Source organism: uncultured Maribacter sp. (genome assembly GCF_963977385.1).
Taxonomy (GTDB): domain Bacteria; phylum Bacteroidota; class Bacteroidia; order Flavobacteriales; family Flavobacteriaceae; genus Maribacter.
Genome location: NZ_CAXBOU010000017.1, coordinates 115,712 through 130,738, shown reverse-complemented (window position 1 = coordinate 130,738; position 15,027 = coordinate 115,712). Strand labels below are relative to the sequence as shown.

Annotated in this window: 12 protein-coding genes; all 12 read right to left on the bottom strand. The window is 33.5% G+C overall.

All coding sequences use genetic code 11. From position 1 onward, the window contains the following. Nucleotides 1-360: 360 nt before the first annotated feature. The 12 genes from AAC084_RS16775 to AAC084_RS16720 all read right to left on the bottom strand — a co-directional run bounded on the left by AAC084_RS16775 (nucleotide 361) and on the right by AAC084_RS16720 (nucleotide 14,774). On the bottom strand, nucleotides 361-666 hold the full coding sequence (locus AAC084_RS16775; RefSeq protein WP_339841379.1) for a hypothetical protein: 306 nt from the start codon (nucleotides 664-666) through the stop codon (nucleotides 361-363). A 3-nt stretch (nucleotides 667-669) separates the two neighbouring features. Further along, nucleotides 670-3,423: an N-6 DNA methylase gene (locus AAC084_RS16770; RefSeq protein WP_339841378.1), complete on the bottom strand. Its 2,754-nt coding sequence runs from the start codon at nucleotides 3,421-3,423 to the stop codon at nucleotides 670-672. After that, nucleotides 3,404-4,318 carry a site-specific DNA-methyltransferase gene (locus AAC084_RS16765; protein WP_339841376.1) on the bottom strand — a complete coding sequence of 305 codons (915 nt, stop codon included), beginning with the start codon at nucleotides 4,316-4,318 and terminating at the stop codon, nucleotides 3,404-3,406. The genes AAC084_RS16770 and AAC084_RS16765 overlap by 20 nt, the downstream gene beginning before the upstream one ends. A 3-nt stretch (nucleotides 4,319-4,321) precedes the next feature. Then, nucleotides 4,322-4,648 (bottom strand): helix-turn-helix transcriptional regulator, encoded by a 327-nt coding sequence (locus tag AAC084_RS16760; protein WP_339841375.1) that lies wholly within the window; start codon nucleotides 4,646-4,648, stop codon nucleotides 4,322-4,324. Between the two features lie 297 nt (nucleotides 4,649-4,945). Then, nucleotides 4,946-5,569, bottom strand: coding sequence for a hypothetical protein (locus AAC084_RS16755; RefSeq protein WP_339841373.1), 624 nt, complete (start codon nucleotides 5,567-5,569; stop codon nucleotides 4,946-4,948). Between the two features lie 133 nt (nucleotides 5,570-5,702). Next, nucleotides 5,703-6,260, bottom strand: a complete 558-nt coding sequence (locus AAC084_RS16750; protein WP_339841372.1) for a hypothetical protein — start codon at nucleotides 6,258-6,260, stop codon at nucleotides 5,703-5,705. Nucleotides 6,261-6,479: 219 nt separating this feature from the next. Next, nucleotides 6,480-7,964, bottom strand: a complete 1,485-nt coding sequence (locus AAC084_RS16745; protein ID WP_339841371.1) for a cellulose synthase family protein — start codon at nucleotides 7,962-7,964, stop codon at nucleotides 6,480-6,482. 1 nt (nucleotide 7,965) lies between these two features. Then, nucleotides 7,966-8,655: a glycosyltransferase family 2 protein gene (locus AAC084_RS16740; RefSeq protein ID WP_339841370.1), complete on the bottom strand. Its 690-nt coding sequence runs from the start codon at nucleotides 8,653-8,655 to the stop codon at nucleotides 7,966-7,968. After that, a complete protein-coding gene (locus tag AAC084_RS16735) occupies nucleotides 8,655-9,146 on the bottom strand; it encodes a hypothetical protein (RefSeq protein ID WP_339841369.1) in 492 nt (163 codons plus the stop codon). The genes AAC084_RS16740 and AAC084_RS16735 overlap by 1 nt, the downstream gene beginning before the upstream one ends. A 112-nt stretch (nucleotides 9,147-9,258) precedes the next feature. Next, nucleotides 9,259-11,661, bottom strand: coding sequence for an alpha-L-rhamnosidase C-terminal domain-containing protein (locus AAC084_RS16730; protein WP_339841367.1), 2,403 nt, complete (start codon nucleotides 11,659-11,661; stop codon nucleotides 9,259-9,261). Between the two features lie 152 nt (nucleotides 11,662-11,813). After that, entirely contained in the window at nucleotides 11,814-13,397 is a 1,584-nt protein-coding gene (locus AAC084_RS16725; protein WP_339841366.1) for a 4Fe-4S dicluster domain-containing protein, read from the bottom strand. A gap of 30 nt (nucleotides 13,398-13,427) precedes the next feature. Beyond that, nucleotides 13,428-14,774 carry an FAD/NAD(P)-binding oxidoreductase gene (locus AAC084_RS16720; protein WP_339841365.1) on the bottom strand — a complete coding sequence of 449 codons (1,347 nt, stop codon included), beginning with the start codon at nucleotides 14,772-14,774 and terminating at the stop codon, nucleotides 13,428-13,430. Nucleotides 14,775-15,027: the final 253 nt, after the last annotated feature.

The window sequence follows — 15,027 nt, the reverse complement described above, 5'->3', positions numbered from 1 at the left end:
ATCATTTTTATACATATACTTGAAGTGTTTTGTATACATATTTCAGGACGGGTCAATATTACTGCTAACGGTCTTGTGTATGAAATGTAGCGTGTTAAAAAACACTATATTTTCGGATTAGCACGAGCCGAATTTTTAATTTTTATGTTTAATTTTCCTTTCTAAATATAACCAAATTAAAAATTTGGCGCACTTTGTAAATAAGCAAAAAACTCTCGGAAAGCCTATAATAGCTATGTTTTATACACGTTGTTACCTACTGGCTTTTTTCCGCAAACTTGCTAGCGTTGGCAAAGACATACTCTTTTGCAATTTTTGGTTTGTGTGTTGGCTGAAGCGAATTGCAAATGTGTATGGCTTTTAGCGTTGGGTTTCAGTCTGTTTATATTTTTCCTTGTAATAAGTCAATTCATTATAAATTCCATTGTCTAAAATTCGCCAATATTTCCAACCGTTTATACTTGTTTTCGTTATTGCTCTTCCAGCTCCACTAGGAAATGGAAAAGTTTTCATTTCATTATCAATTTCAAATGTTATTGCTCCTTCTTTATCTAGAGTGCCAATTATTTCATTATTCGGTGATGAATAGACCTTAGTTCCGATTTTAATAATTCCAGCGTTTATAATCATTTTTAAGGTTATATCTGGTATTTCTTCGTATGCCATATTCTAGTCTTTTACTGCAAAACGAATTCGATATAATTGCTTTAAAGAATTCTTAATTGGTTCATAATATTCAGAAACTCCATAGATTTCCATTAAAGTATTCTCAAAAGTAATTCTGTCTTCTGATTCTAATTCCTGTACAAGCGGTAATCTGTTACGTTGCATAATTGGTCTAAACAATTCTACAATCTGTAACTTTTGGTCATCTGTAAGAATGTTAGGATTCAAAATTTTAAAGTCTCTTTCAAATTTAGTCGCTCTTAAATCTAATGCTCCTAAACCACGACCAAATCCAAAACTTTCAATCAAAAATAGACTTACAGTACTGTTTAGAAGTGCTAAGTATAATGTTTTATTTTCTTGTTGATAATTGTCTTTTACTGAAAAGCCTATCATTCTTTGGTCGATAAATGAGCGGTTTTCAAATTTGGCAATGAACAGACTCTTATCATAATTTACATTAGCTACAAAGTCAGCCATATTTTCGGTTGACATTTCATACCAATGCATATTTGGTTTTGCTAAAACCTCAGGTAAAGGTCTGTTAGTTCCATTTCGTTGGTTTTCAAATGAATTAATCCAAGCTATCGCTCCATTGTGTCCCAAATTTTCTAGTTCTTCAATACTTCTAGAACAACAAAAAGCTTCTGCATTTGAAACGCATTCTAAATTTGTAGTATCTCTCAAATGTTTAAGGACTGGCTTGATATATTCTTGCTCGATATTGTGTCCTGACGCAGGATAAAACATAGGATTCCATCCACGTCTTTCTCCTCGTGTGAAATGGAAAATATCGCTTGTGTTGATAAATCGGTCTCTAACATTAGCAACCCAACTAAGATTAGAAAAATAGCCTGACCAAGGAATTCCAAAATCTTCAAAAGAATTTATTTGTGCAAGAGAATATCTATTTATAATTAAATTTTCAGATTCAGTATTGACAATTATGTTGTCGCTCAATGTTTTTATGTCATCAATTTCTTCTAGCTTTTCTTGTAACGTACAAAATGAGATTTCACTAACATCTATGGTAGGTATTTTTGGGTCTTTTTTTGAAGCAACTAATATTGTTGTAACAACATCTGCATTATCAAACCATTTTCCCTTTCCAGAGATTACTACTAATTCTATTTTGAAGAATTTTTGAAAAAGCTCTAAAAATTTTTCGCCATAATCAGTTCCCAACCAAGCATTTGATAATATAAGTCCAATTTTACCATTCTCAGATAAGAATTGATGAAGATAAAAAGGGATGTATGCAAAAATATCGCTTTTACCACTTAATGTTTCTGTTGTCTCAGCTTCTTCTTTTATCCAATCGTTAATATCCACTATATGTGGATTCAAAACTTTCATTTCCTTACTCTTAATGAATGGTAAATTTGAAACAACATAATCTACTGTTGGGAATTCCTTTTCTACTATTTCTCCATTATTTGGATTTTGAAACTCTATTGTGTCTCCTTGGTTGAGTTCAATTACATCAGAGCCAAAAACGTTGACTATTCTTCCAATATTTGAAGGTTTAGCCATTGATAAAGTCGAAAGTTGAATAGGAAATGAATGTTTGTCGGAAGCCCAAATGGTATCAAGAATATCATTCGAATTTATTTCATATTCTTCCTTTAATTCATAGGCTTGTATAATAATTGTGCCTGTTCCGCAACAAGGGTCAATTACTATTTTTGTTTTGTCATCAATAGTTAGGCGAGTTAATAAATCTGCTAATTTTTTAGGTGTAGAAAATTGACCTGCAACCTTTCTTTTCGCTGTTGCGACTGTACTTTGAAGTAATTGATGAAGAATTTCAATTTCAATAGCTTCAATATTTACAGTAGAAAGGAAGTGATTTAATTCTGTCAGTTCGTTCCAAGCTGTTTGCGAAATAAATTGCTGTCCGAGGTTTGGACTGAAAATATTCCAGAAATTACATCTTTGAGAAATAGATGTTAGGATTTCCATAGCATCAACTATAGAAGTTGAACGTTCAATGTTCTCAATTTCTTTTGCTTCATTAAAATGCTTTTTTAATATATGAGCAAAAATTATTTTGAAAACCCAATCTGTCAAAACTACCATTGACAAAGTAGGTAGTTTATGTTCGGTTTGATTTGAAGCGAAACCATATTCATTTGAAGATGAATTCCACCAAAGATTGATTTCCGCATCTAATTGCCGAGTAGTTCTTGCTTTTGCTCTTAGTGTTTCAGCAGTATTATTGGTGTTTTCTAATACAACATCAATTACTTCATCAATAGATAAAATTTCTTGAGAAGTGACTTCTGTAATTTCACCAGATTCAAAAAAACCATTTAAGTCAGCAAGAATTTCAAACAATAAAACTTTCCAGAGTTGTTCTTTAGGTTTTACTTCAATGCGAGAATTGATGTTTATATCATTCCAACTTTTGTGAATTTCAAAGGTTTCGCCATTTCTTATATATAAAACTGCACTTTTTACATTCCATAAAATGAAACTATCTCTTTTTAATATTTTTGCCTTTTTTATTGCATTGCTTATTAGTTCTGCATCGTTTATTTGAGTATCAGGCATTTTTAATTCCCAACCCTGTACAATTATATCTTTAGTAAGATCTTTAAATAACAATACATCGGGAAATAGACTTTTCTTGTTATTGCTTATAGTACTTTCTCCACCAGCTCCTTTAAAATGCCAGCTCTTATTTGCCAAGAAAACTTCGATTGAACTGATAACATCAATAGCCCAACTTCTTTCGTTATACGTAACTTTCGCCATTGAGTACTTTAGTGTTATAGTTTAATGTATGATATTTTGCGATTGGTTCATTAAATAGACGTAAAGTAGATTTTTCTACTTCTTTTCTCTTTAATGTTTCTTGAATTCTATCTGTGCAAATTTTAATATAATCTACCTCTTTAACTTTATGTAGAAGTACATCTTCATTTTTCTCTATTCCAATGAAATTTCTATTTTCAAGGATGGCAGAAAGCAAGAAACTACCACTACCACAAGCATTATCAAGAATGACATCTCCAGGCTTGGTAAAAGTTCTAATTAAATATCTTCCTAACTCAATTGGCTTTTGAGTTGGATGATATACTGTTCCTTCAGATTCAGCTGTTTTAACATAGACAAAATCTTCAATAGTTTGTTCTTCATATGCAATCACATCTGTTGGATATCTATTTCCATTACTTTTTACGTGATTTGATTTAAAGTCTCCGTAACTACCTGTGAGTTGGTCTTTTCGGAATCCTTTATCATAAGCTTCTCCTTCTGTCATTTGAGGATTGTAGTTTGGTTGTTTTTTATAAAAAACGCAAATATCTTCGTGTTTTCTCAACGGTTGTTTTTTAGCATTCAAGAAATTTGTTGCTTTAGATTTTATCCAAACAATTTTATACTTGAAATGCTTTTCATTGCTCAATATTAGTTTTGCAGTAAAAACACCCTGAGAAGTAAGTACAATTGCTCCGTTGTCTTTAATTATTCTATAATATTCAGTCCAAAGTTTATCAAGGTCTATAACTGAATCCCATTTATTTTGAGTTGTTCCATAAGGTAAATCGCATAAAATCATATCTATACTTTTACTTGGAATTTCCTTCATTTCTTCGAGGCAATCGCCTTGAATTACTTTGTTTAGGTATTTGTTTATACTGTTTGGCATATTTTAGAGTTTAAGACTTTCTTGTTTAGCATTAATCTGACGTAGGTATTTAACTTTTTTTTCCGCAACAACAAGTGCGTCTGTCGAAGAACTACTTTCATAAAGTTTTTTAGCAAATAAGTCGCCAAAAAATTCTGTTTTTAATTCTTCCAAATCCAAATTAAAAACTTGGGCAAGTAGAGTTAAACGTTTTTCGTCAAAATCTCTTTTTCCGTTTTCAATTTTACTCAAATTCGCAGAATCCAAATCAAGTTTTGCTCCGAGTTGCGTTAAAGTAAGTTCATTTTTTGTTCGTAAATGTCTGATGTATTCTCCGAAAGATTGTTTCATTTGACTTGAATATTTAGACTTGTCAGTATTTGACAAATATAATAAATATTTCGTGATTTCCAATTCGGGTGGTGGAATGAAAAGGCAAGCTCTTTTTATTTTTTGAGGCACGAAAAAAATGAAATGTGCTTGACTGTGCGGTTGGCTTTTCAGCTTGCAGGTAACGTTTATGTATAAGAATAGTTGCGGGTTTGTATGCGAGGATTTTCCGAAGGAAAATCAGACGTTACAAACACGCAACGACCTTTGGTTAAGCACTAAACCGCAATTATTTTTATACGGTGTTGTAAGCAGTTTTTATTTCGGTTTCCCAATCCAAATATCTCCTTTCGGGTGGAAATAAATTTTCTCGTTTTCTTTTTCAACTACGTGAAATTTTTCCTGAATTAGTTTTTTATAAAATTTTTGGTCTTTATAATATTCCTTTTCAATTTCATATTGTTCTTTTGGCCAATTTATTTCCCATTCGTGAAAAGAATCCATATCAATTTTTTTCTCCCAAGTAAGCTTTTGTAATTCAGTTGATAATTCTCCAAATTGATTAAAACCAAAATTTGATTTCTTTTCCGAAGTTAAAAAACATTCATTTTCATAATAACTAATCTTTTCTTCTATAGCACAAACAACTTCTGATTTTAGCATTCTCGGATTATAAAGCCAAATAGCTAAGTAATAGTCTTTATTTAATTTGTCAAGTTCTTTTTTCCATTCAAAATATGTTTCTAATAAAGTTTGAATAATTATTTTTCTTAATCTTCCTTTAATCTTAAATTCAGGTCCATACCATTCTTCAATTGCATAATTATAATACTTTTCCTGTTTTAGTAAATCTAAATCTAAATCTAGTTTTGAACTAGAGTTATTAATTTCTTGATTTATTCCTCTAATAATTTTCTTTGAAAGAATAGTTTTTCTTTTCATTCGGGATTTTTCTCAAATTGCTTACAACGTTATTGTGTATGGTTAGTTGCGTGGTTAAGCAACTAAGTTAGCAAACATTTACGAACCCGTGAATATTCCGCAGGAATATTCGCAAGTAAGCTCAATGCAGCAATTAATTATACACGGTGTTGGCAACCGTTATTATTTGTTCAATTTCTTTTTCGTTTTTCGTACAATAAATAAAATTATCTCCATTGAGAATAAGATTATAAGGATTAAGTTTTATCAATTCCAACCAGAATTTTCTTTGAAATTTTTCAGTGTGATTTATTTCTTCGTTGAGAGCTGATTTGTCCCAAGTTGGGTCAATAGTCATTAATTCAGAATTTCTATCTTTTAAGGTAAACATACCATAATTAACATAGTCAGTCATAGATTTAATTTCAGTTTTATTCTCAAACAAACACCATTGGTCTTGAGTTTCAAATATTGGACCACTTAGCTCTTCTTTTGTCAAGATTGGTGAAAAACTCACGTCGTTTAACTTATTCCAACCTCTTAATTTTTCTTCATCTGTTGGAATAAAAGTTCCACCATCAAAGCATATTATTGCAAGATATTTTCCAATTAATAGATTTGGTAATTGCTCAACCAAAGAAATTAAATCAAATTCAGTTGACCTAAATTCAATCCAAAAGTAGTCTAAAGTTTTTCCTGCGTAATGTTTCATTTAATGGTTGCCAACAATTGTATATAACAACAAGTTACTATATTTCCCATATACTGGCGTATATAGTTACTAGTAACTATATACCATTTTTAGGAGTACGGAGAACTAGTATAGATAATCTTGAAATTGACATACATTCAAGACTTTTAAAAAGGTCTTAAAAACAGAAAAAGGATAGCCAATAGCTATCCTTTTTTTAAAATATTTTACTTGTGAAATTTATGCCCTTGAGGTTAATGATTTAAAGAATACAAACCCAAAGCCTAAGAATAACATAAAATGAAAAGGGAATAATCCAAAATCATTTAAGGGTATGGCGCTATACATGCCAAACATGAAATAAATCATTAAAGCAAATTCTAAAATCATATTAGGAGACAATTTTTTAGCTAAGTACTTATTGTCTTTCCAGTTGTTCTTTAATGCGCTGATATTGAATTTAGGTGTACGAACAAATTCACTTCTTTTTCCCATATGGCCTTCTATAACGGCAATAGTATTGTGTAAAGAAAAGCCTAAGGCAACTGAGAAGAATGTGAAGAATATTCTAATATAATCTACAAAATTGTCAAAACCACTGCCTTGTATGCTCTTATAGGTGAACCAATAACAAACGAACAAGATAATAGTACTTACGGTAAACAAACTTAATAAAGAAAATACCCAGTCTAAATGACCGTAGGTATTCTTTATGTATAATGCTGGTATACTTAACAAGGCTACCAAGAATACGCATAAAAACATAGAGCTGTTCAATAAGTGCATTACGCCATGAAACTTAGTTTTAAAAGGTATGTTTTTGGCGGTAACAACACTCCAAACTGTTTTTCTGAAATTTTCAGCACCACCTTTGTTCCAGCGAAATTGTTGTGAACGAGCAGCACTAATTACTACAGGAAGCTCTGCAGGTGTTTCAACATCTTCTAAATACTTGAATTTCCAGTTTTTTAACTGAGCACGGTAGCTAAGGTCTAAATCTTCAGTTAGTGTATCGCCTTCCCAGTTGCCAGCATCAATGATACAATCTTTACGCCAGATACCTGCCGTACCGTTAAAATTGATGAAATGTCCTTTGCTGTTACGGCCTACTTGTTCTAATGTAAAGTGAGCGTCTAGGGCAAAGGCCTGTATTTTTGTCAATGTTGAATAGTCGCGGTTTAAATGACCCCAACGAGTCTGTACCACACCAATTTCTTCATCTTTAAAATAAATGACGGTTTTTTTCAACCAATCGGATGCCGGTAAAAAATCAGCATCGAAAATGGCAATAAATTCACCTTTAGCTATTTTAAGTCCTTCTTTTAAAGCGCCCGCTTTAAAACCAGATCTATCCGTTCTTGTGATATGTTGAATGTCTAAACCAGTCTCCTGCAATTTAGCTACACTAGCCGCAGTGGTGATAACCGTTTCATCGGTTGAGTCATCTAAAACCTGAATTTCTAACTTGCTTTTTGGGTATTCTATTTTGGCGATATTCTCTAATAAACGATCCATCACATACTCCTCATTAAAAACAGGAAGTTGAATAGTAACAAAAGGAATTTCTTTTGGGTCTAGAAGATTAAATTTAGGAGCCGTTTGGTTCTGTCTTTTTTGAGACAAATAATTGAATAATAGATTTAGCTGCGCCAAGCTATAAAAGAAAATCAATAGTAATGAAATACTATAAATTACGATGATAAAATACGCTAGTGCTAATGCCATATTATTTAATGCTGTATTTGAAGATCCACCCCAAAATTTTTATGCCTGCAAATATACTACCTTTTACGGTTCCTGATACTTTTGAGATACCTATTCGTCGTTTGTAACGTACTGGTACTTCGGTATATGTCATTTTTTTCTTTAGAATTTTCAATTGCATTTCGACTGTCCACCCATAGGTTTTGTCTTCCATGTTCAATTCTTTGAGCTTTTCGTATTTAATAGCTCTAAAAGGGCCTAAATCCGTAAATTTTGCGCCAAAAAATAATCGCATTAAAAATGTCGCCAACCAATTGCCAAATACTTGTTGCGGAGTCATTGAACCTTCTTCACGCAAACTTTTTCTTCTGGCCCCAACTACAAAATCAATATTATTTTCTAAAATAGGAGCGACCACCTTATCTAACTCTTCAGGATAATCAGAATAGTCTCCATCGATAAATACGATAATATCTGGGTGTTTGGATTTCGATGCAACGTATTCTAAACCACGAAGGCAAGCATAACCATACCCTTTATTGGTCTCGGTAAGAACCGTAGCCCCTGCTGCTTCGGCATTTTTTACAGTATCATCAGTGGAATTGTTGTTAACAACTATTACCTCAGAAACTGATTTCGGAAGCTCATTGATAACATGCGCAATAGAATCTGCTTCGTTAAAAGCCGGAATAATTACTTTAATATCGGCCATTATTTTAAATCGGATAAACTGTTCTCATGGGTAAAAGCCTTGAATGTTGACCATTCCTTAATTTTTTCACCCTTTTTATATTTTTCGGCAGATATCAATTTTGAGTCTTTATATTTTAAACAATAACCATCTTTAACACCTTGTGTTAATTGGCATTTGTGATTAATTCGTCCTTTTTGGTCGTAAAACAACCACCAACCAATTTGTTCGTTTTTAACAAACTTTCCTTCTTTGGTGCGTACTCTGTTTTCATCATAGAAAAACCAATACTTTTCTTTTTTACCATAAGCAAAATAGCCTTTTTCAGCTATTTTACTGTTCGAGTGGTAGAAAGTCCAGTAATCAGTTTTAACATTAAAACGCATCCACCCTTCGCTGGCTAAAGTACCATCATCAAAATAGGTTCGTTCATAACGTTTGTCTTCTGAACTTGTAAAAGCTAACAAGACAAAGCTGATAAGAATGGCATAAACGAATTTTAATAACTTCATGTTCATTTGTTTAACCAGTTAAAACTGGCACCAATTTCTGTTGCCAAAGATCGGATATTTTTTTTAGCCAAAGAATCTCTGTGAACTGGGATCATAATAATCGTTGAATCCACTAGTTGTTCTTTATGCTTAATGTGTTTTTTCCTTTTTTCAGAGGAATTTTAGTTCCTTGCCAAAATAGATTTCCTGTCATCGAATCAGGTATGGTTATTTCAGCTATAAGTTTACTTTTTGTTTTTTTAAGTTGAAATTCTATAGTTCCTTTAGGTGTAGGTAATACGCCTTCCATTGATTTAAGTATACCAAATGCAGGAGCCATACGAATTTCTTGAAAATCATTTTTTACAGATTGAATACCGGCCAGATAATTAAAATAGAAATAAGCAGGTGAAGCACTCCATGGATGTACTTCTGAACGCGTAGGTTTCTCAACACTTTCAAAACGTTCTAAAGTGGTCGTCATATGGTTCTCAATCATCTTCTCCCATGGTTTTTGAGCTACATCGAATAATTCTGGTGCGCCAACTTTTTTAATTGCTTCAAAAAGGTAAAAGCGATAATAGTAAGTGGCTTGTAATAAATCTTTGTCATTCAAGATTTTGGCTAGCAATGCTTTTTGTTGATTTTCTGGAATAGCGTTCGTAAGAATGGCCATTATATTGGTATGCTGATCGTAAATAGTTTTATCTGGTCTTTCTGCAAAAATATTTTTTTCCGTATCGTAACAAAGATTATATACAGATTTTTTAATTTCTTCGGCACGATTTTGATATTCTAAAGAAGTTTGGTCATCACCAATTTCTTTGAATAATAAGGATGCACTTTGTAATGCGTGTACATAATGTAAACTGACTACTGCAGAATTTTCACCATCATTTTTAGTTGCCGTACCGCTACCATTATTGGGGCCAGTATACCAATCTATAAAATAGCGATAAGGAGTTTTGTTAACCAGGTTTAATTCGTTCATGTTTTTTTCGAATCCGGACAAGGTGTTCACAATACCAGCTTTATAGGTCTGTATAAATTCTTTATCTCCTGATACTTTGTAGTAATCGGCAATCATATCTACCCATACCAACGAATACGTTGGGTAAATGAATGTAGAACGAAGCGGATAAGCTCCAAGAATATTACCATCTGAATCTCTAGAATGGTCAAATTGTCGAATGGCATTTTTGGTATGCTCGGCATTACCGCTCATGGCTTGCCAAATTAACGCATGTATTTTGGTATCGCCAACGTACTGCATGGTCTCATAATAGGCATCACTTAAAAAATAGTCTTGTGTACAGATATCAATAGTGCGTTTGCAGATATCAAAAATCTCATTGTACATGTCATCATCTGATGTAAATTTTGCAATGGAAGGAATAGTGGTTCTTGATCTATGGTTTACAAATTTCTTTAGAACAAGTTCTTGGTCTTTAGTTTCAATTTCAAATTCTATGAATCTGAAAGTACGCATCCAGTTCGGTATAAATTTCTGCGCATCTTCTCCGTTAGAAATGATTTCATCGTAATAGCCTAAAAGCTGTTTGTTTTCTAAATCATTACGGTCACCTTTTTCATTATTAGAGCCAAAAAGATTCTCGGCATATTTGATAATAATTTTAGCAGATTTTCCTTTGCCGAATACTAATTCTGGGAATCCGTTGGTGACGTATTGTTGATCTAATAGAAAAGTGGTTTTTGTGTTAGGAGCAATTTTTAACTCGCCCAACACCGGGAACTCGGTATTAATAGGTTTAGACGATCGAACGATACTTCCTATTCTTTCCTCATCCCAAGAAAGTAAAGGTAAATTACGAGGTTCTAATAAATAGGCTATGGAACCACCCATGCTGCTAGCATTTTCGAAAAATTCTACCTTTTGCCAATCAGAATCATTAAAGTCCGTCGTTTCCCAGTTCGTAGGATACTCGTTCATATCGACAATATCGGTTGGGTTATTGGCATAGAATCCGCCTACAATCGCCTTTTCCTTATCTCCACGCCAAACAACTTCGTTCGCATTATAAGATTCGTCAATCACGCTAACCCAATTATCCTTAAAGCCTGTGGTGTTGATGATTTTGGCATCATCTGACACTCCGTTTACCATTAAACTAGTGAAGATTGACTGCATGCCTAAAAATCGTCTTTTGCCAAAATTAATCACCTTTACGGCCAATACATTCTTCCCCTTTTTAAGGTAGTCTTTTAAGTTTAGGGTTTCATATTTATAATGCTGAATATCGCTTAGCTGAGGTCCATGAGTAATAAAAACGCCATTTACAAACAAAAAATAATGGTTGTCTGCAGAGATGTTAATAATAAAATCCGCACTGTTATCTTCTAGCTCAAACGTATTACGAAACAAAACGGCGGTGTCTTCACCACCTTTAATATCTGGGTGACTTACCCAACTGGCATGTATATTTTCAGGACCATAGATTACTTCTGGATAATTAACTTCCTTCTGTGCTTGAACATGAAGGGAAACTATAAAAATGAAAATAAATAAGCGATTCATTATTGGTGTAAGTTGGTGTTAATAGGATGTAAAGGTCATGAAAGATTGACAAAAACCAATCTTCCATGAGTTTTTTCCTTATATAAAGTTTAAACGAACATGACAAAAAATGTCCTGTTGCTACAATATATAGTACCGTTTATAAATAAATTCTATTTTTTATTTACTAGGTCCATTAAATCAACATCGTTACCTAATAAAATCTCTTTAGAATTGATACGTCCTTTTTCTGGTCCGTTTTCTAATTTTAAAACACCCCTTGGGCAAACCGCAGAACAAATACCACAACCTACACAACTAGAGCGTACAATGTTAGCGCCTTTTTGAGCATATGCACGTACGTCAATACCCATTTCGCAATAGGTAGAACAGTTACCACATGAAATACATTGACCACCATTGGTAGTAATTCTAAATTTAGAGAACATACGTTGCTGAAAACCTAAAACCGCAGCCATTGGGCATCCGAATCTACACCACACTCTATTTCCTAAAATTGGGTAAAATCCTGTTCCAATAACACCAGAGAAAATACTACCTATTAAGAAGCTATAGGTAGATCGTAAAGTCTCCGCTTTAAAAATGAATATATTTCCTGAGTCGCTAAAAAAATGCATAGCTACTAAAGAGGCAATAATGGTAAAGTAACCAATAGCGCCATACTTGGCATCTTTCTCTAACTCTTCTCTTTTGTAAATCATTACCCATGCAAAAACAGCTGTTAGAATAAGAGCTACTCCAGAAATGAACATGGTTTTAGTAAGCCAATATTTACTACTATCGTTACCTAAATACGAATAAATTACAGCAGTAGTCATTAGGGTTACAAATACTACAACACTGTGTACTACCCAACGTTCTACTTTCCACGCAAATTTAGATTTGTCGCTTAACTGGCGAAAAGAATCTCCTGCAGTCTCAGCCAATCCGCCACAACCACATACCCATGAACAGTACCAACGTTTTCCGTATTTGTAAGTTAAAAATGGTGATATCACAAAGATGGATATGATACCAAAGAATAGCATGGTCATACCAACACTACCAGAATCTATAAAGCCATTAATACGATAACGTTCAAAGTTATAATAGTTAAGGGGCCACATGTTCTTAAGGTCATAGTAAGGTAAGTCTCCATTTAATCTTGCCATGATTTCTGGAATAAAAAAGGCAAATGCAGTTTGAAAAAACATAACGCTAACCGTTCTCAGTTGCTCATACTTATTATGGCGATATTTCCAGATGAATTTAACACCAAATGCTAAAATAGCTATAGTATACATAGTACCGTAAACAAACCATTGACTGGCGGGGTTGCCACTTAACCCTTTGCTTAAAGGATCAAACAAGGCAATTAAGCCAGTGTTGTCACCGTCTTTTACCAGCCCTAAATACTGCGGATAAAAATAGAGTACAATGTAAAACCCTGTTAATGCAATACCGGCCATCCAAGCTAGAACACCACGACTGGACATTGACTTAAACCAAACGCCATCATTTTTAATCCCTTTTTGTTTATGGGCGTATGCAGCTTGAGAAAACCAAATAATACCAGTAAATATGGCAAGAATAGCAACTGAAAGCCATAAGGCACTATTGCCCAAGTTTAAATTGAACAATTGCAATATGAGAATGCCCATGCCGGTCATTCCTATTAATACTGCCAATTTTTGGCCAGTGTTTAATGCTTTAGGCGGTTCTCCCGCAAGTGACATACTTCTATCAAAATTACCCATGGTAGGTGTGTTGTTTATTTTATTATTTAGTTAGGCGATACTGAAAATACGTTTCCAGCTTTTTTTCTTTTGACTGATGTTCTTATTAAAATCAGCATTGTATTTGGCTACGATTTCTTCTTCGTAGAGCTTATAGAACTCAGGGTCGAAATTGGCGTCTTTTAGATAGGTCATTACATGATCTACATCTTTGTTTTCGGTAAGCCATTGGTCAAAAATTTCATGCCGCAAACGAACACCAAAAGTATTGATGCCCAAAAATTTCATAGTGGTTTTGTGAAAGGCAATGGTAATACAGATTTTTTCTTTTGGGTGGCGCCAGTGAAAATGATGTTCGTCATCACTCTTACTACGTTCGCTAAAAACCCATCCGTAGGTTTGATATTCTATATCTAAAAATTTAGCTGAATTAAACCAATGACCAGGATTGTATTCTCTAGGTTTATCGCAAAGAGTTTGGGCCAAAGCTTCCCCCATCATGCGGCCTGTATACCAAACAGCTTCAATGGGTCTTCTGCTGCCAATGCCTTCGTGCTGTTCGGCGCAATCGCCTATGGCGTATACGTCTTTTGCGCTGGTCTCTAAAAAACGATTGACTTTTACACCTCTTCCTAATTCGATGCCTGATCCCTTTAGAAAATCAATATTTGGGGTCACGCCTGCAGTTAACCCTACTACAGTACATTCAATAGTATCGCCTTTATCGGTTACTACCGCTCTAGCGTGTCCATTCTCATCCGCTAAAATTTCATTCAAGTTGGTATCTAATCGTAAATCGATATGATGTTCTAGAATATGTTCATTAATCATTGCAGATTCTCCTTGTGGTAAGACTCCGTTCCAAAAGCTTTCTTCGCGAACAAGAAAGGTTACCGGTATTTTTCGAGAACGCAGCATTTCGGCCATTTCAATGCCAATGAGTCCGCCACCAACAATAACAGCTCGCTTACAAACCGTATTATTTGGTGCGTTTTTCTCAAGTAGTTCTAAATCTTGTTTTGAATACATACCTTGAACACCTTTTAAATCTTGACCTGGCCAGCCAAATTTATTCGGTTTAGAACCTGTTGCAATTACAAGTTTGTCATAAGTAATAGTAGAACCGTCTTTTAAGCTTAGCTTTTTTGAATCTGTTTCTACTTTTTCCACAAAACCATTTACTAAATCTATTCGATTCTTTTTCCAGAACCAGTTCTCGTATGGTTGGGTATGTTTAAATTTCATGTGGCCCATATACACATACATCAATGCAGTTCTTGAGAAAAAATAATCGCTTTCTGCAGATATAATGGTGATTTTATTATCCGATAGCTTCCGAATGTGTCTGGCTAACGTAACCCCAGAAATACCATTGCCAATAATTACAATATGATTCATAAAATGCTTTTGTTGATGGTTGTGTCGGTAATAAAGGTAATAACTTAACAGCTACATTATTATTTAGAAAGATTATAAACTCGTGATCAATCTGTGATAGTTTTCAACGTAATTTCTGTTTTAATCATTTAAAAAAGAATCGTAGTCTACACAATATCAATCTATAATTAAATTGAAGGTTGATATAAAAAAGTAAAAAAAGTTTTAAAAGTGTATGGTTATTACAAAATGAACGACCTACAGTAACTCGATA